The sequence below is a fragment of the Saprospiraceae bacterium genome (assembly GCA_016715965.1).
GTDB lineage: Bacteria > Bacteroidota > Bacteroidia > Chitinophagales > Saprospiraceae > Vicinibacter.
In genome coordinates this window covers 2,024,568-2,046,614 of sequence record JADJXG010000001.1, presented here as the reverse complement: position 1 = coordinate 2,046,614, position 22,047 = coordinate 2,024,568, and the positions used below count along the sequence as shown (strand labels likewise).

General features: G+C 41.4%; 2 protein-coding genes. Both read right to left on the bottom strand.

The genetic code is table 11. The annotated features are described in order from the left end of the window. Positions 1 to 15: 15 nt before the first annotated feature. Complete coding sequence (locus tag IPM48_07735) at positions 16 to 3,288, bottom strand: TonB-dependent receptor (protein ID MBK9271473.1); 3,273 nt, start codon at positions 3,286 to 3,288, stop codon at positions 16 to 18. 232 nt (positions 3,289 to 3,520) lie between these two features. Next, a complete protein-coding gene (locus IPM48_07730; GenBank protein MBK9271472.1) occupies positions 3,521 to 22,012 on the bottom strand; it encodes a hypothetical protein in 18,492 nt (6,163 codons plus the stop codon). Between the last annotated feature and the right edge of the window lie 35 nt (positions 22,013 to 22,047).

The window sequence follows — 22,047 nt, the reverse complement described above, 5'->3', positions numbered from 1 at the left end:
AGTTACAAAATTTGATCAATTGAAGGTATATCGGATGCCCAACTGTATCCTATATACATCGGCAATGTTGGCAGCTTTTTGGTAAGACTCGCTGATCAAATTACCACCAAACTGTTGCAATCTGTATAAGGTCTTGCCCTCTGCATCAGCAGGAGTAGAAGCAACAACCAATGGTGTAGTTGTTGTCAGACGGTCTCCAACGCCCCATCTTGGATTTATCATATTGGTGAAATTGATGATGTCCATTCTGACTTGAAAAGCATTTCTCTTTTTACCAATATTGATATAAAAATCATGGGCAACGCCAAGGTCAAGACGCTGCACCATTGGCAGAAGGATTCCTCCTCTTTTTGCATAAGAGCCTCTGTTTTTTGACAAATAGTCATCTTGCTCAATAAATTTTTCCCAGGCATCTCTTTGTTGATCGACTGTAAAAGTCTTTCCGGAAGCAGAATATTCCTGAAAATTCATCTCGCTTTTGTCTCTGTGGATATAGATTAAATCGTTGGCAGTACCTCCATCTCCGTTGAGGTCTCCACTAAACACATAGCTGGCTACACCTTGTGAGAAGGCATCAAAAAACAATGAGAAAGTAGTGGCTCCTCTGCCCTTTTCATATTGTACTTTGTAGGACATTGCACCAAATGCTCTGTGACCAAGCATATTGTTACCAAAGCCCAGTCCGGGGTTGTTTGGGTTTCCAGCGTGCTGATTGTTGTTCCAGCTACCGAAAGCAACACTTCCGGCATCGACGGTATTTTGTGCAACGCCGTAGCTATATCCTGCTTTAAAGTAAAATCCGTCGTTGGCAATTCTTTCGATGCTGGCTGCAAAGTTGTAACCACTGCCCACATTTTGATTTTTTAAGACGATTGCGTTGTCGATTTTGCTGACAATTTTATTACCTGCGGTCCATCTCTCTCTATCATCTGCTCCCGTAAAGTTACCGGAAGGGGCAGGAAGGTTTGCATTGATATAATAAATTCCATTGAGTTCTCTGTTGTACAATAGTTCAACAGTAGCTACGAGGCCCAATGGCAATTTTTGGTCAATGGCTATATTCGATCTCCAAACTTGTGGAAAGCGGAAGCTCGGATCAGTCAGGGCAAGCTCGTATTGTGAGGCAGGAGTGCCGTTCACCGTTTCTGGTTTGTAGGTATCGGGATCTGGATTGAAAGGTCTTGTCGTAGTATTGTCCAATCTTTCGAAACCAGTAAGAATTCCATTGTTTCCTACCTGATTAGAAATCCATACATAAGCTGGTCTTCCGGTAAAGATTCCTGTACCTCCCCGCACCTGCGTTCTTCTTGTGCCATCCACATCAAAATTAAATCCCAAACGAGGAGAGAATAAAATGTTTGGATCCGGTAATTTATCCGTAGAATATCTGACGGTATTGCCATCTTCATCTCTGAAATTAAGCGTATCTACTTCTGAATTTTTCAGTGCTGTATTTCCAAAAAATGGAACTTCCACTCTCAGACCTGCGGTGATGTTGAGCTTGTTATTGACCGTCCAAACATCTTGTCCGTAAATACCTCCAAAGAACACTTCAAGCGGCTGGATGGGTTTTTCCTGTCCGGGTATATTGGACCATCTTACCTGAAATCTCCTCAAACTGACTGGGGAGGCCATTCGGTTGGGATCTGCAAGAAATCCTTCCGCGTCTGCATAAAAGTCCTCCAGCGAATTATAAACATAGGCACTTTGAGATCCCGGAAAGAAAACGTTTTCAGATTCATAGCGCTCAGCACTGACACCAAGGGTTATGGTGTGATTGTTTTTGTAGATGTTGAAGTTGTTTTGCAATTGGAATGTGCTATAGCGAAGCTCGTTGTTTGGAGTGAATGGTTCAAAACCAAAGGTGGTGTACACGGTACCTTCTTTCAGAATATCTACCATTGGAAATACTCCTCCTCTGGATCTGCGGGATTCATCCTGAAAAGTATATCCTGCAATCAGACTGTTGGACATATTGTTGCCGAAGGTCGTATTCCATTCTGCAATAAAAGACCGGATGTTTTCAATGATCTGGTAATTGGAATTTAAAAAATTCAAGCCGTTCGTATTGCTTCGTCTGTTTCCAAATCCAAGGGACGATGAATTCGAAAGTAGAACATCGGTATCTGAATCGAGATGGTTGTAACGGAAACTCAATTTACTCTTGTTGCTGATGTTGTAATCCAATTTAACGAGAAATTTATTGGCTCCGGTCTGGTTGTCATATCCCTGATAAGGCCCGGTTTCGTAGTTGAATTTTGTCCGGAGGTATTTGCTTAGACTGTCCAGATCAGATGCCAAAACTCTGGTGACATTTCCTGTTACCGCTTCTCCTCCTCGATTGGCCCTGAAGGTCGTTGCGGGTTCGGTTAAATTTTCCTGTTCATAACTTGCAAAAAAGAATAATTTATTTTTCACCAGTGGTCCTCCCAATGTAAATCCGGCCTGTTTGTAATTAAATTTACCTACCGACAAAACATTTTCAGCTGCACGCGTTCCGACCAAACTTTCATTTCTGAAAAGATAATAGGCAGATCCCTGCAATTGGTTGGTACCGCTTCTGGTAACTGTGTTAACCCCGGCTCCAACAAAATTACCTTGTCTCACATCATAAGGGGCAATATTGACCTGGATTTGTTCGATGGCATCAAGAGATATGGGAGATACACCTGTGCGATCTCCGGGCTGACCTGCTAATCCAAACGAATTGTTGAAGTAAGATCCATCTACTGTGATGTTATTGAGTCTGTCATCTGTTCCAACGAAAGAATTTCCTCTGGATTGAGGGGTAAGTCTTGTGAAGTCTCCTATTCTTCTTGTGATCGTGGGAAGCGTTGAAATACTGGCCCTGTTGACAGAAGTAGCAGCACCAGTCCGGTTAGAACTCATAATGGGATCTGTATTACCGGTAATGACAACTTCCTCCAAGGTGGTAGATTGCTCCTTCAACATAAAACTAATGTCCGAAGTTACTCCCAGGGATAAATACAGATCACTGATCTGGCTCGCTTCGTAACCAATAAAACTGGCCGAGATTTTGTAAGGGCCTCCGACCCTCATCCCTGTCATAATAAATGATCCATTGGTTTGACTGACCGTCACATACTCTGTTCCGGATGGAACATGGACCGCCCTTACAGGCACTCCGGGAAGCGCTTCTTTATTTTGGTCTACCACACGTCCGCGTACCGCACTGGTGGTAACTTGCGCATGGACTGCATAAGTTTGCGACAAGACAAGAAAAAGCAGACCTGCCCATCGCTGAATTAAGTGTAAGCTTCGTTTCATACGTTTTTGATTTAGAAGTGGTTTATAAATTTTCACAAAATTAATCCGATGTACTTTAAAATAAAATTAACTTATTATAAATTTCTAAATTTATATTTAATATTTTGATTTAAAATTAGGTATATATACCATAATAATCTTATATAAATATATATTAAACTTTAATCAACAAAAAAGGCGGAATTTCTTCCGCCTTCTTTGATCAAAAATATGAACTTAATTCAACAACTTTTTATTCGATGACCAGCATTTTTCTGGTCTGTGTGATGTTTTCAAAATCTGCTTGATAATAATAAATTCCGGGACCTGAAAATATCTTACCATCAATCAGCCACTCCTGAAATCCTCTCACCAAGTCTTTTTCTGTCTTCAAAAACACCCTGCCTCTGGCATCATAAATGGTGAGTCTGACCGTTCCTGATTTTGGCAAGAACATTCCAATTGAAGTTCTTTCCTTCATTGGATTGGGTTCATTTTGGAACAGCAGGAAGTCTGCTTTTTCTGCAGCCAATACCTTCATCTCTACATGCCCTTCTTCCTGATCTTTCCCAACGCTTAATGAAGCTGTTATTTCAGAGCTCAAACGCAACTGATCTGATATCAATCCGTCTTTCAATGCCTTGAATTTTATGGTAAATAAATCTGCATCATTCATCGCATGACCATTCCAGCTGATGGTGATTTTACCATTTTTTACCGCGTGCAGGCTGAAGTGTTCCTCACCAACACCATTTATCCGGATTGGACCCAGCTCTACAAATTGAAGGCTGTTTTGATCAAATGTAAGGGTAGATTGAAAGCCTTCGAACTCTGTGACGTTAGAGGCTCTAATGGATATTTCATAGATCTCACCTTGTCTCAATTCCAACTCTTCATGATAAAGTCTCAACACTTTGGATGTCCGCGAAATAGCATCTCCAAATCCTCTGGTTCGCGCAGATTCGGTCACATCTCCTACTTTGACTGCAATGAAATCAAGCTTTTCATCTGAAGCCATGTATGGAATTTGCACTGATTCAGGATGGATGTCTTTCAACGCTTCTTCTGAATTTACAAACCGATGGCTTTCCGGAACAAATCTCCAACTGGTGTTTCCGGAGATTTCATCGGTAATACCCAGAATCAATTTTCTGATATCGGTGATATCCCTTGCTGTAATCGATTTCGATCGGTTGACATCTGCAGCTATGTATTGATATGGACTTCCCAATGATTCAATCCCCAGAATGTGCTTCTGAATTTTTACAATGTCTGAGGTGGTTACCCCATTGATCCAATCGTCGTTTTTTCCGGGACTCAATAATCCTGGGCCTCCGGCAGGAATCTTATCAAATTTGTAATTACCTTCATAATCACTTAAGGTCTTTTTGACCTCAGATCTCACAAATCCGATTTCTGCTTCCTGAAGTTTACCTCCGGATTCCGTGTGAATATTACCGGTAATGCTAACTTCTTGCAGTGTTTGTGGACATGGTGGAAGATTTTGCGGGTTGTCTGTAATAACAACCTGAGTTTTACAGAAAGATGCATTGCCCAAAGCATCGGATACCCAGATTTCGACATCGCGAACTCCCAGACTATCACAATTGTAAATTCGGATACTGTCTGATGGGTTTGAACTAAAACTGAAGCTCATGGGTCTGCGACAAGGATGGGTTGAATTCAATACAAAAGTACTTGCACGAATTTCGGACAATTTAGCATCCGGAATTCCATTACCATCCAAATCAACAGGAGTTAATCCAAGGGATAGTCCCGTTAAGCAATATATTTGAGGAGGCAGACAATTTTTAACTTCTACCCTTCTGTTGCAACTGACAGTTCCTCCACAGGCGTCGACCACATCCCAATAGATCCTGTGGTTTCCGATGGGCCACATCAAAGTGGCATTTGAAATTCCCTTGTTGGTTTGTGAAATGTCTATGCTGCCATTGTTATCAAAATCAATTCGGTAGGTAAACCAAAGATCTTCCAGTCTGGTGCAACCTTCCTCTATTTCAAGATTCAGACTAAACAACAACGGACCGCACAAGCTATCATAACTACAAAGAACAGTGTCTTCACATGGTCCCAAAATCTTAGGTGCCTGTAGATTGATCAATTTGATGGTTTGGACATGGGTAAACACGTCAAAGTTTCCATTGGAGTCACGGCTGCACCAATTGGCTACTCTCCATTCTCTCAGAATTTTCTTACAGCTTCCTGTCTGTGCTCCTGTAAATTCTTCATCGCGATGGTTGATTCCAATTTGATTGCAAGTGCTATCTGAAACAACCGGATAGTTGTAAGGGCTGTTCAGTTGGTCTGGTTCTAAATCATCCAGTGAGCAAACACCGGACACTTCAAAGTCATCTGGCCAGTCTATGTCTAAATCTCCAATAGGATGGTGATTTTCTATATGAATTACCTGAACACAACTTGCAGAATTACCATGTCCATCAGATGCTGTAAAACTTCTATAAATTGATCCAATGCCACATTGATTCAATCTACTTGAGTCGACCGACTCAGTAATCGTCAATCCACAATTGTCGATCGCGATGCCATCCACTGCAAATCCATGGAATACATGCCAGATATGCGCAGGTATCGCAAGGTGCTGACGAGCATGCCAGCTAGTTACTACTTCTCCAAAATATTCCGATAAGTTCCCAAGATCATAATCCAACTGACAATCCACTTCAATGCCTGGTGGACAAATGATCGACGGACGATTTTTATCCTGTACTTCTACAAGCACCATACAGGTACTTTCGTTTCCGGATTTGTCCACTGCCTTCAGTGCCACCATCACATCGGTTCCCAAATCTGCACAACAGAAATTCACTTTGGGTCCCCATGAATCTTCTCCTGCGGTGCCACAATGGTGTAAATCCAATCTTCTGGCTTCAAAATAATCCAACTCGCAATTGTCAAAAGTACCTTGGTTGAAACTCAGGGCATCGATTGATACAATGGCACTATCTGCCAGGGTCACAACGGTCTTAGCATCACAAACCATCACAGGCGGAGTCAGATCTTTTATCCAAATCAATACCGTATCTCTGGCTACATTTCCGCATTCATCGTAAACATGATAAACCACTGTATCCACACCCAATGGGAAATGCACCAAACCGCCATTTCTGTTGGGAATTAGACCACCGGAAAAGCTCATGTCAATCTTTAAATCCGGATGACATGAATCAACTGCTTGAATGGCTGGTAACTGAATGCTTGCGGTACATGTATAAGGATTGGTAAAGGCTTCAATATCCGGAATATGGAATAAAATATCTGGCGCAGTGGTATCCGCTATTTTAATGTACTGTAGCCAACTGTACTCTACATAAGTATCACACCACCATTCAAATAATCTCCATTTTCGCAATATTTTCCTGATACAATTGTTCTCGATAAATTCAGTATCCGTAAAATTCAAACTAAAATTACAAATGAATTGAGTGCCAGGATACAAAGTATCCCCATGGTGGATGGGATAACCTGTCATTGCAGGATCAACCCTGCCCTGTGCATCATACCTTACACTGGAACATTCAATGATGGTATCAGACGGAGCCACAACACTGTCTGCATTAAATCTCTCCAATAAAATTTCCCTCACACAGCTGTCTCCTATATTTCCATACTCGTCGATGGCTGTCCATGTTTGGATAATTCTTCTGACATAATGACTGTCGCAAGTCAATGGAATGCTCACTTCGCTGATCAATACAGAATCGTAATCACTGCATTCAATCACGGTGCCGAAAGCATAATTACCACTCGCATATTCCAAACAACTCAAGGTATCATTATGACAAATGATTTCAGGTCCTAGTTTGTCTTCAATCAGTACAGTGCCCCAACAACTGATGTCGCACAAATCAAAATATACTTTTACCTTAAATCTCTTTCCGACATCTTCATGGGTAAACAGATTGGGATGCAAATCTCCAAACCAACCCCTCACTTCAATTCTGTACAGATGGGCAGGAAACTCCATGTAGGCAAGAATCATATCTGGTGTAATGGTGCCATTGCATGACCCATTTAAACTCAGATTGATGTTGCCATTGCAGGCGAGTCCATTGCAAATGTACAAGGCCTCCGCATCGCTGTCGTCTTCATCAATATTGCCATCATCATTTATTTGATCATTGGTATCTCCGTATGGATCAGCCCCATTGTCATTTGTGGGATCGTCATCGGGAGTACTATCATAATCATTCATAATAGTGCCATTGGTATCTTCTGCCTGTGAGATTTCTGCAAAATTGATCAGATCCTGATTTCTGGCACCCGGACGCACTCTCAACCATATACAAGCTGAGTCTAAACCTCCCTGAAGCAATGGCCCCGGAATGGTATAATGCAACAATTGACCAGATCCGCTCCAACCCGGGTTGATTACAGGATCAAAACTAAGCCCAGAAGGAATGTGCTCTGATATGACAATATTGGCAGCAGGAGAAAGTCCCTGGTTGTGTACATAAATGGCAAACTTTACCAACTCTCCGTGCAAAACCGGACCATCCTTTATCGCTATTTTTTGAAGGGCTAGATCAAAGACGGGGGGATCTTCTCCATCGTGATCGTCTTCATCGTCATTCTCATTGTCAATTTCATCATCCGTTACATCACCATCGTTGTCTGGATCCTCATCAGGATCAGAATCAAAATCTGTCATTTCTGTCCCTGTAGAATCTTCTGCGCTGGTAATCTCTGCAAAATTTCTAACATTGGACAGATCGATGGTGGGTAAAACCTGTATAAAAATATTCACACAAGAACTATCACCCGGAGCAATTGGCCCAGGAATGGTCGTGCTGACCAGGCTATCGTTGATAACTGTCCAGCCATTCTGATTATTTGGATCCAGAATCATGGATGGCGGCAAATAGTCATTTATACCAATGTTGAATGCACTGATTGTCCCCTGGTTAAACACACAAATCGAATATTCCAAAGACTCTCCAGGTCTTAAAGCCTGCGTACCTACATATTTTTTGCGCATGGCAAGGTCAAATATTTCTATGTAGGCAGGATCGTGATCATCTTCATCAAATGTTCCGTCATCGTGTATTTCATTGTCGCTGGCAGTCCTAGGCACGCCACCATTGTCGTTGTCATTGTCGTCGTCCGGAGTAGAATCAATATCATCATCGGATCGATCATTTCCATTCTCGTCTTCAAATTCCTGAATTTCACCAAACAAGGTAATATTGCCGGGATGTGCATCCGGTCTGACGATCAAATACAATATCACGGATACGCTATCTCCTGGATCCAGCGTCTGAGGAATAAATATCATGCCGGTATCAGAGACCAACATCCAATCCGGATTAGAAGCAACAACAAAATCAAATCCCGATGGAATTAAAGCATTGATTTTAATATTTTGAACGGACTCAGTTCCCTGGTTGTAAACTGTAAAAATGAATGGCACTTCCTGATTATTTACAACAGGTCCGGAAACATCTGCTACAACCATTAAAGCAAGATCGTAATAACCAAAAGCCGGAAACTCAATATCGTGATCATCTTCATCACCATCAGCATCGTCCTCTCCAGGCAATCCAGTCCCATCCCCGTTTATTTCATTGTCTGTTTCACCATCAGCAACACCTCCGCCATCATTTTCTGGATCCTGATCAGCTTCAGAATCAATGTCCACCGCATCCGGATCTTCAGCACTAAAATAATCGCTGATCTCTGCAATGTTGCCATAATCTTGATTTTGGGATGGCAGAAGGATCAAACTGAAGATAAATTCAATACTGTCAGCTTCTGCTAGCAATCCATTGTACTGAAGCGTTGCAACAGATCCATTTTGAGTCCATGGATACAATCTGATATCATTGCTTGAATCATAGTCATATCCACTCGCAATGTGCTCTGTGATTTCAAAAGAATTTATTCCAAGCTGACCTTGATTAAATACAGTTATTAGAAATTCAACGGTGTCACCAACCTGATAAAAAGGTTTGTTGGGTACAATGGTTTTTCTTAAAGCAAGGTCTAAGCATCGCGGCGTCTCAAGTGAAACAGGCACTTCAGCCCTGCAAGTGTCGTCCAGCAAATCCAAATAAAAAGCTCGAACGATATAATTTCCCGGAGCAAGACCATCCACATCTGTACCTTCAAGGATTAATTCTCCGGTAGAATGATGAATACTAAATACAGAATTGGGAGTAAGCTGATCGTTGTACTGAATTTCCAATCGACCATTGTTGATATCTCTTCCGCAGATTGGATCTGTCAATGTTACGGTAAACTCAAGAGGCGGTTCGGAAGGAACAACAATATTCTCTTGAATGGAAATACATCCAAATAAATTCTGAATCCGCAAATAGTACCCACCCGGTTCCAATTCATATACACCAGCAAGGTCAGCATAAAAACCATAAAGTGGGACATTTCCACCAAGGCGAATTATTTCAATAAATAGGTCCGGATCACCAGATCCATCAAAAGAAATACTTCCATTTCCGTTCGAGCACGAGGCCGGAGTAATTTGATAAATGTCCGGATCAATGTCAGTTCCCAGTCCATTGGTCAAACTGATCGTGTCAGACGCACTGCATCCAAAACCATCGATGACCTCTACGATATAAATTCCTTCCGTCAAATTCTGGAAAGTATAATTACCTGATCCCTGTGTGTTTTGTAAAACGCCGTTCAAATAGAAGCGATAAGATGGAAATCCGCTGGCCTGCACAAATATTTGTCCGTTGCTTTGTCTGCATGCAGGAAATGAAATGATGCTCGTTTGCATATTCAATCCTCCTGGTTCGTTAAGCACTTGCAAACTTGCATAATCCATACAACCATTGGCATCCGTGACCTCGATGATATACTGTCCTGCTTCAAAGTACAATTCTGTCACACCTTCGTCCTGGAGTACTTGCATGCCCGCACTTGTACCGGTATATTGCAAAGAATATGGAGCCATTCCGTGTGTAATATTGATATAAACCAACACCTCATTGTTACAACTGGTGGAATGTATCGGATCCACAGAAATTCTCGGACCTTCGGCTTCTCCTATCGAGACTTGTTTAACAATAAAACATTCTGGCCGATCCAGCGAGGTGATGCTGACCGAATATTGTCCGGAAGGCAAACTATCACGTACCCTTTGGGTGCTTCCATCATTCCAGACATAGGAATAGGCATCCGGGTCATTGTTGACAGATACTTCTGCATAACCATCGTTTCTGCCACATCGCGCATCGCGAACATATACTTCCGGAACAATTTCCGGACATGGATCTGTGCATCCTGGCAGAATGATTTCGCGCTGTCCCGAAATGCTGCAATTGTTGGAATCGGTGATGGTAAAGAAATAAATGCCACTGGAAAGACCACTTGGAGAAAAACCGCTAAGTCCCCCGCTCCACGAAATAGAATACGGTGCGGTTCCACCTATTGGATTTATTTGAATGGCGCCATCTTGAAGATTGCATCCGGAAGGCTCTTGAGTATTTGCAAAAAATTGTAAAGCCGGAGGATCAATGATATTTACATTAAAGACCCTCTGACATGAAAACTGACCGATGCCGCCTGACAAGGTAATGACAAAAGATCCGGCAGAAAGATGATTAAATTGGATAGGTGATGGAGACAGCTGATTAAAAATACCAATGATATTGTTTGCACCGTCTCTAACAATCAACAATTGATTTGGACCAAGAGTGTTTGTAATAATGATTGAAGCATTGTTTTGCCCAAAACAATTGTTTTGTACAACAGCAATGTCATTTTGTCCAAATTCAAAATTGATCTCATCCAACTGCACCATGGTCATGGCTCTGCAAGTAGATTGCTCAGCTCCAACAGAGACCACTTCGATGACGTATTTGCCGGAGCTCAAGTTAATAAATTGGCCATTCAGTAAATTGGTATTTAAAATTTGATCCAATAGCAATCCATTTGTATCTCTAAGGAAAATATGATAAGGTGATTTTCCACCCACAAAATTGAATAAAACCCTACCGTCATTCTCTACGCATGGACTTCCAGCTGAAACGCTGGCCTGAACAATAAGTCCATCCGTTGACACCGGCACATTCAATGTATAAATGGCCGGGCAGGCAGTATCACTGACACTGTAGTAGGTGACAACATTATAATTTCCAGGGCAGAGATTTACAAATTGGTTGGTGGTACCCGGCAATGGAAAAATAAAATTGCCCAATTCGTCGGAAAGCAAATGATTGAATGTAGGTGGCCCTCCGCCATTCAGTGGAAGTATCAATGCACCACTACATGCTCCACAATTATTGGATGGTATAACTTGCAAAGGAGCGAACGAAATGGGATCGGTAGGATTGATAGAAACTGTTGAACTTGCCACCTCACATCCATACTGATCCAATAAAATAACCTGATACACACCCACCCGCAATGAATCAATGCAGTGGCTTGTTTCCGGCAATGTAAGAATACTTCGTCTCCAAATATACTGAAACAAAGCAGGGTCCTGGGGCAAGCCATCACAAATGACAGTTGTCACCTTGGCTTTGCCGGTATCTGCCCGACAGGCCGTTGGCTCCGAACTCACTTGAATGCTATAAGTTGACCGGTATCTTTGTGGAATAAAAAATTCATCGAATTCATTACACAATTCCATAAATCCGGTAAAAGGATTATTAATTGCTGAAGTCAGATAAATGAAATAACGGCCGGGAAGAATACTATCCACTTCCATGGATGCTGATCCGCCATTGATATCAAAGTACTTGACAATATTACCTAAGGTATCATAAATATATCCATACAAATAATAATATTCGTCGTTGGTATCCACTTTACAACCATAATTATCATACTGCAATCTCAAATCGTAAATAAATCCAAGGTTGCAATCATACCGAATGCTGGTGTCAAAGAGAACCTGTTCAAATTCACAATCGGGAGGACATCCTACTTCATTTACCAGAAAACTCATGACGGCTGATGCACAAAGTCCATCCGCCGGAGGAAATGCGGTAAATATTTCAACCCTGTAAAGACCGGGTTCGAAAACTCTCAATGTATCGGATGAACTTGCGCCTACAAAAGCATGTTGTTCAATGAATCCACCGGGTCCAAACCAATTGATGTAAGCCACATTTTGTGAGAGTGGCTGGGTTTGATAAAATACTTCCAGCAAAGTACTTCCGGTAGGTTCCAACTTGAGACAAGGAATATCCGGATGAAGAATATCGGTGATGATCACCGTATCTGCAACTTCCGGAATGACGCAAACAGAACTGGTGGTGTTGCAAACATTCCAGGAATATGCATGGATTTGATAGGTACCAGGTCTTAGATTGGTCAGTTGATAATTTCTGCTGCCAGATTGATTCACATTCTTGTAAGCAAAAGGGCCTGTGACTACAATAGAATCCGGATTGAAATCTAGGTCAGGCGAATAGTTGAGTGTAATCTCCAACTCTCCACGGTCCAAACAATTTTCCGGAGCAGTTGCATTGCAAACAATTTGCAGCGCTGCGCTGGGTAGTGGTGGCGTGATGACTACCGTTGTATCTGTATAATAGCAATCTGCAAAAACTCTTATTTGATACACACCCCAAACTAAAGGTGGTCCAACAGCGATTGATTCTGTTTCATAATTCATATTGTCGGCAGTCTGCGCCAGATTGTAATATGAATATATATTGTTGTTGGATCCGGAAATAACAATCGAATCAATCGGCGAACTGGTAGTCACATCAAAAGATATAGAGGCATCATTGGCTGAGCAACTGGAAAATTGATTCACATTAAAATTGCTGAAAAATGTAATGTCTTCCAATGATCTTAATGCGACTTCAATGATGGTATCACCACAGGCAGTTTCTACTTTGACATAATACAACCCCGCTCCAAGACCTTCAATGGATGCAGAATAACTATTCCCAAGGCTGTCATTAATAAATACACCAAAATCCTTGCCTATTGCATCACAAAAACCTATGGCTACAACTGGTCCATTTGCGCTGGCAGAGACCTGTATTTCTCCATCTCCTGAAACACAGGTACTAGGATCTGTGGTAGTCACATTTACCAACACTTCCGGCGATGGAGCAACCGGCATAGTGAAATCGACAAGGGAAGTGTCTCCACACTCTCCAAATATTTTGAGGGTGTATTCTCCCGGAGGAACATCTTCTATAGAAACATTCTCTATATCCACCTTGGAATCATCCTTGTAAAACAAAACAAGTGCATTGATTTTCTGCTCATTCAGTACTTGAAAATATACAAGATCGATTCCGGGATCCACTATTAACCTGCATTCTCCATCACATTCAATAAAATGATTGAGGTCTAATGATTGGATCCCGCAGTTGTGATCAATCAATGCATTCTCCCCTGTAGCCATCATCCAGGACTTTAAATAGTCAAAGAAATCAATGCCCAGCTTATCATTCCAATTAAAACTTGGCAATCCAAAATCAGAAAAACAGATATCATTCACCTCGTCTATGTCGACCACCAATACCTGAGGCGCTTCAGGATGGGGATGAAAAATTTGTTCCGCATTCTCGCTGATTCCAAACTGACCATATGTGTTAGGGTCATCAAAAATGGAGATTTGACTTCCAATGTTTAATAATGGTATAAACACAAACTGACCTTCAATTTGGCGTGTAACATATAAATGCCGATCCATTAAAAGACCAGGACAATTTGTTTGTAAACTGGAATAAATGGTATCTCCTTCTGAATTGCATACAATAAAATTCTCAATATCCTCTGGCTGCTCAAACAGGATATCCACTCTTCCATTTTGAAGACATAACGCAGGAGGAAATATACTCAGATTTGCATTCAAATTGTCATCCACTACTTCCAAGGTGAAACAAAATTCTTCCGGAGGACAATTGGGATCACCTTGTGGATCTGTTACACAAACGCAAACATTCTTCTCACCCGGAGTGGACCAAACGATCTCAGGACTAGGACCATTGGCTCCGGAAACGATAAGTCCACCATCTGTTTTCCAATTAAATGCAAAATTGGAAGACACAGGATAATAAAAATATTCAGCACCTTCAGTTTGAGAGTCTGTTTCAATATTTATAGATCTGATCACCTCTTTTCCATCTCTGTTTAAAAAACAAAATGTGATATCCAATGGAGGCTGATCACAGCATAAATAGGATTCTTTTAGTACAAGTTGAATGACCAGATCGAGATCATTGTCCAATCTGCTTGGACCGGAATAAAAATACTGCAATTCCGGTTTAATGTTCCTTGTGATCCCATTATTTATATCAATTGCACACATCTCAGGAAGTCTCTCATTGACCAGCTTGATTAAATCGTTAATTCTCTGTGGATCCTTGTGATTACATCCCTCATCAAAAACAAAGGCCTTGTCCAGCATATAAACCTGACCATTAATGATCAATTTCTGAATGCTTCTCACTTCTTCTTCACAGTCAATGATAATCGAATAATCTCTGGTTCTAAACGCATTGATCGCACAGTAGGTATTTACTAGATTGACCTGAATGGAATCATGTACGCAGGTTTTTTGTGTTGTATTAAAATTAAAATCTCCCAAATCACAGGCAAATGGTCGGCAAGAATACGGCAGTGTGATGTCAGCCTGATCTCCACAATCTGGAATAACAGCATCTGCCACCGTCATGATCCAATAGGTGCCATCCGTATTCGCGGGAAAACTCAGGGTGGTTACACCAGATGGATGATAAGGATGAAGTACAGACGGGTTACCATTGAGTGAATAATAAAAACCTGTGGCGCTGGTGCCCGATGAAATCAAAGTAAATACTACCTCTAAAGAATCTGTCATCAAATTGCAATTTGAAGTAGTAACCAGCAATTCCATTTCACATGGAGGAATCCTGCAATCAGGACCTTGCAGTTCTATCGCTGCATTGCAATCCGGAAATTGTACATCCCATACACTGATGGTGTAAAGTTGCTCAAGTGTAAATGGTCCTAAAACCACCAATTGACTTCCGGATTGATCGTATGGAATATTGGTGGGCAGGCCACCATTGACTGTATAAGCAAATCCCAGATTGCCCTGAATTTGATAATTGACAATTAAGTTGATATTAAAAGAACCACTGTCACAAGGACTCGCCGATGCAAATAAGCCAATGGTGCAAGGACAGTAACCCGAACAGCTGCAAGATCTTCTCACAATGATTTCTTCATAGTCACTGCAATCCGTCATTTCAGCATCAAAAATATCCAAGCTCCAGGTGCTGCCATCCGTATCTGCTCTGAAAGTTAATGTTGTATTGCCAGAAGGATGATAAGGATGATTGACATAAGGGGCTCCATTTAATGAATAGTTGAATCCTGAAGTACCTGCATTGACACTTACAATGGTAAAGACAACATCGAGAGAATCTGTAATCACATCACAATTGGTGGTGGTTGCAATTACATTCAACACACATGGCTGAAATATACAATCGTTTTCATCCATCAATATTGTATCCCGGCAATTAGGATCTAATGTATCCCAAACAATAATTTCAAATGCCTGAGGCATATCAAATGGTCCAATGCTGAATGCTTGAAATCCACTTTGATCGTAAGCTACAATGGTGGGAGCGGATCCATTTACAGAATAGGCAAATGCCTGACCACTTTGATCCATATATTCTACGATGGCGTTAATGCTGTATTCGCCATTGTCGCAAGGACCGTAATTGGCAAAGGCGCTCATCACACAAGGACATTCTACACCACATCTGCAAGAAAACGGAACGATCACTTCTGCTGTATCGGTACATCCCAACTTTTCATTGTCATTGACTTCGATGGTCCATGTGGACCCATCTGAATTTGCAGGAAATGTCAATGTTGTTATTCCAGAAGGATGGTAGGGATGATTTAATGGAGCTGAACCATTTACTGAATAATTAAATCCCATGGTTCCTGTATTGATTCCTGCGATGGTAAAAACTACCTCCAGAGAATCTGAGATCAGATTGCAATTGGTCATAGATCCAGACACCTGTAAAGTGCAAAGCGTGTGCCTGCAATCTTTGGCAGACAACAAAATACTTGCATTGCAGGATGGCTCTTCCACATCCCAAACATTTATTGTTACAGGTAGTATCGATGAAACTGTATCAATGGTAAATTGCTGGCTTCCGGTTAGATTGTAAGGAACTACCACAGCAGGACCATTGTCAATGGAATAGGCAAATCCCTGGTCTCCCTGATTGACGTAGTTGACAGTGGCATAAACGGGATAATATCCGCAGTCACAGACTCCCGCCACGGCTTGAAGAGAAATTGAACATGGGCATTCATAGATTGTAAATTGAATGCTTTCTGTAGTATAACACTCCCCAAAACTAATTTCAGCCGTCAAATTGTAATTTCCTGCAGGACCGTTGAAAACATTGTTGACCACATATTGGGATCCGGTACCGGACCAGCTTATTTCAATACCGGTGTCTAGCGGATCGCACACCAACAAAAGATTTTTATTTTCACAAACACCCTGACCCGAAGGAAGTAAATCAGTCACAATACTGCTTTCCATTGGCTCCGGTGAGGGAGCACATCGGCAATCGGAATTTCCAACCAATGCGAATAATTTGCAGACCTGGTCTTTGGAAACCAAAAACTCAAAATCAATATTTGCAATCCCTTGCTCCAATATTCCACCTGTATAAAAATCTTCAAACACCAACTCACCAAAATCGTAAGATCCATTCATGTTTTGGTCATAGAAAATTAAAAATGGGATGGTGTCACCGACAGGTATGGCCACAAATAAATTTTGAACCGCAATATGACCTTCCAAATACAAATATTCTTCATCGTCCGAACAACTGACATTGGTCTCAAACTGCGCCTCGATTAAATCCAAACCCGGCAAGATGCTGAGTTCTACTTCAGAAGCTTCACTGGTGGTAATTTCTGCCAAACAGGATTGTAAATCTGTCTCGCAATATACGGAGTCCCTCGCTGTGGTTAAAGCACTTAAAACATAGCTTCCACATTCAGCATCATCGCTCACACTAACATTAATATTAAAAACCACGATACTTCCCCCTGGATAACCTTCGGGTAGCTGCCAACAAACTTCTTTTACCCCCGAACCCAAATCGGTGATAATCTCGCTGCTCAAATCCCAGAAATAGGGTGCCTGGGCGGATGGGGGTGAGAATCCGGAAGCGGATTGTGGAATATACTCTATTTCTGCCGGGAAGGTGACGCAAATAAACTCATTGTCAGCAATGGCATTTGGAGCACCAACGACATTCACAGTAAGTCTTTGTTCTCCCGAACATGCACCAATGTTGTCTTTTAAAATTGAAATGCTGTACTCATTAAAATCTCTCGGATCCAATCCATCGATAGAAATCAGATTGCTTGATTTGGGTCCATCCGCTACCAATTGATCGCATCGATCCAAAGCGCTCACCCTCATTTTTAAACGACCACCGGAAATGTAATCACAATCAAAAAATGTTTTCCATTTTACGGAGAAAGTATTGTAGTTGTTTTCTGGTAAGGTCACACCAGGCAACTCGGCAACATTGGATGGATTCAACCAGTTTAGAGGCAACAAAGATTGGAGGGCGGGATCAGATAAGTCATATTCATATTTGAGTCCAAAGCTTGTAGCCACCGGACCGGATGGATCTGGCAACATGACATAAGATCCAACATCCGCCATTGGATTTGATAAAGGAGCGTACACATTTGGATAGGCCAAACAAAAACTACCGGGTACAAAGTTTACTCCCGAAGCCGGAATAAATATTTCCAACTTTTGATCAAAATTGGATCCCACTCCGACATTCTTTACCACCACCTCAAACAGCACTTCCGAACACAATTGAATGCTCTTCGTGGGTTGAATGGTAAACGTGCCCTGGATTCCAGTTGGTGCTCGTTCTGCTCTAAGTGGAAGACTTGTTCTTACGCAACTTCTTCCATTGTCAAACATGCCAGTATTTGGATCGATCGGATAATTAAAACAACTCCATCCTGCATAAGTATTCAGTTGCACCATAGAACACAAATCAGTGGTGGCACAAATTACAATGTCCCTGGAGGTAATGCTTCCATTCTGATACCAAATTCCTTGGCTGTAATTCATAAAGTCCGCCGTGATGTCCACTTGATTGGTTTCATCATAAATTTTAAAAATATTGACAGGACTTGTAGCTGTCTGCAAAGCCAACCAACTTAATCCTGCAGCAGGAGTTTTGGCCACCCTGATTTTCCAGAAAATGGTATCATCAGGTATCACCACCACAGGATCTGAAAGTGCATTCAAGATTACATTCGGCGGAGCCAAAAGATTGACCTGGCCATTTTGTGACAGACTCTTTGGTCCACAACCACCACTCGCGCTGTTGTAATACACGGTGGCTGAAAATTGTACGTTTCCATTAAAATCATAACACTCCGCAAATTCAAGTCCAAAATTGAGTACGAAAAGAGAGTCTGATGGGGATCGGACTTCTTCAAACGGCCAGTCTCCATTTAAATTTCTAAACACAAATTTACTTGTACCAACTCCTGGGATGACTTCTACTTCGCTATCCGGGATGTTCCATACGACATGAGGCAAATGTCCTCTGTTTCTGATCACTGCCGTATTGCTTTGATATCCAAAATTTATTCCGGTAAAGTTATAGACAATTGAATCGATTAGATATTGAGGTCTGAAATCTCTGAATATTTTCCTCTGGCTGCATTGCTCATTAATCGCTAAAATCGCGCTTGCTGAACAAGATGTGTTAAACTGAATGGCAGAGGACATTCGCGGTCTGTACGTTCCAACATGGTAATTGGCAGGAATTGGATTCGTATTACAGCGCCCCATTTCATTTCCTGAACGATAATATTTTCCTCTGAATTGGGCATTCGTTGATTGTTGCACAAAATTCTGGCTGCATTGAATGTTTTCTGCCGCAGCTTTGACTTTATAATCGGCTTCAAAAATAACGCTGTCTCCCAGAGTTATGAGGAAGATTTCATTTCCACAGCTGGTATCAAATTTAAAAACATGGCTGGTACCCATGACCTGCAAACTGCTAACACCACATGGGATCGGAATGTAAGTTGCCGTCTCACTATCCCAAAGTGTAAATTTTGCGCCTTGCAAATAATCTAAAAAAGAGCCTGTATTGAAATGTAAGCTGATTTCTGCAACGCTGTCACAAGCTTTCGGAGCTCCCACTTCTCTTGAGAACAAGGCAGCATCTCTTAACCGGAAAGTATCACATGGCAAACCAAAATTTGGCGGCACCGCGTTTCCGGGAATATCGACATTGGCAGAATCTAGAGCACCCACACTGGTCCTGAACAATTTGTGTTCTGTTGTTCTCACACAAAGGTCATAACAAGGGATTGGGACTGTATCAGGATCACAGCCGCAATACAAATCCCATATATCGCAACTTCGTTTAAAATTACAGGCTCCTGGACAATCGTAAAATACGTTAAATTCAAATTGATAATTGTTGTCACAAATAATATGTGCATCAAATTGAAAAAATAAATCGGTAATTGGATTCGAATTATTAATTGTTCCACCAAATATGGTCAGGGTATCTCCATCCCAATCATAATCATTGGGAATTAAACCATCAGGACCACCCGATAAGGTTCCACCATTTTCAAATTCATTCTGAAATTCCAGATTGGATGGAAAGATTGCCTGAAAATAAACACTTGCACCATCGCACTCCAGACCTGTATGAATATACCGGTAATAATATTGTATTCGCTGTGGAGTACAACCGACTTCTATCACGCGGGCTTTTCCCTGTGGATTTAAACTATGATCTCTAATTAATTCAGGATAAGGAAGTCCATTCTTCCACTTCATTCCCCTGCAGTTTTCATACAATACTTTCACATCAGGATGAGTGCAATTCCTGATTGGGTGATAGCATGGATTGGGATCGGTTTCATTTAAACAATTTACATTAATGTCAAAAGAAACATAGTAAATCTCCCCATCATAAATCGAATTTGGCAGATTGAGAATGATAAAATCATTGGATGAAACCAGATCCACTTGCATCGGGTCAAGCGGCGTCAAATTATTTGGATCTGTTCCATAAAGGAAATTGTTGGTATAGAAAAAATTACATTTTGGTTTTTTGATCAGGACCTGAACACTGTCCATATCTGCCAGCTCGTTAAACACAAAACTTAAATTGCTCAATTCCACGATCCAGTGACCAGGACCATCATAACCAGGTTTTTCGTACTCATAAGTGGACAAGGACAAGGCTGGTTGAAAATATGGAAACGAAAATATTTCTTCAAATCTGAAAAACTCGTTGGCGAAATTGCCGGAACATAAATTTGAATATCTCAGCTTGATGTAAGGATCCTGACAAAAAGGAGGAGAGGCAGGTATGGAATCACAATTGCTAATTCCTAAATTGAAATTAGGGATGACATCCATGGTAAAATTAACCGTTTCAAACACATCCAGTCTTAGGTCTGGCAATTCTGCCGTTATATCAAATCTTGCAGAGTCGTTGTTGATAAATATGGGAACAATGGGAACTCCATCCAATTTGAAATTAGTGTATTTGAGCGCTTTGCAATCTGTTGTTTTGTAAAAATGGACCACCATGATTAAATTTCTGGCTGCACCTTCACCCGCCATAATTTCAAAACCTAAATTTGTCAGGCTGTACGACCAATATGGATTTTGATTTTCATCACAGATATCCGGAGAAGCTACATACGATTTGGAGGCATTCACACTGGGCACTCCGTTAAAATTAACCACGACTGTACTACTGGTCTGGGTTTGCTGGCAGGTTTGATTATAACATCCCCAGGAAGCTGTAATGTTGGAATTGTTGGTTCCAGCAGGACACATCACTTCCATACAATAACGGATAATGACTCCGTCGTCTTCGCTAAAAATCTGATCAACACCTCCAAAAATGCTACCCGGTAACAGAAGTGAAATCTTGTCACCGTTGTCTACTTTATATGGCATGGCATCTATGATGATACCAGTATTTACTCCATCTTCTATGATTTCCACCTCAAAAGAAGTGATGTTGCTGAATTGCATCATATAGTCATCCACAAACAGAAAGCTGTCCAACTCGGAAAATTGACCATTTTGAGTGATGATCACAGTCCGGCATACGGTATCACCCGGTAATGCGCTGGATGGATCTGTCTGCACATTGACAAAATTCAAAAATGCACTAAAAGTACCCGTAAAAAGATCTGTATTTCCCTGCAAATTAAAAATATTCAGCGATCCGTTGGGCCTTTGATACAAGAGAGAAAAAATGGGAGTTCCGCTTTCGATGGGATTCTGGGACGCGCAAGTGGGAAGCAAATCAAATGCAATTCGAATGACATTGGTGGCCGTAGCTTTTACATTGGTAAAACAGATTTCTAGATCCCCACCCGGTAGTGTGGTCAAAGTATAATGACTGGATGGATAGATCCCAAAGCTGCTTCCGGAAACCTGCACATATCCACCCGAAATGTATCCTGCAGGAATCACGATTTCCAATTTTTCCAGACCGATGGCTGCAGCAGGATTGCATTGAATTCCTGGTGTACTGACCAATAATGCTAGGGTGTCGGTCTCTGTACAAACCTGCGCACCATCAAAGGCAACTTCACCATTCAAACCGGTTACTTCCACCATGTTTATTTCGATCAGATCCACATCACATGGATCCAATACCTGGGCATTCATAAAGGAGAATGACATGGATATGTTAAAGCACAAAAGCAATTTCATAAATTGCTTATAGAGTGCAGAGGTATTAAAATTCT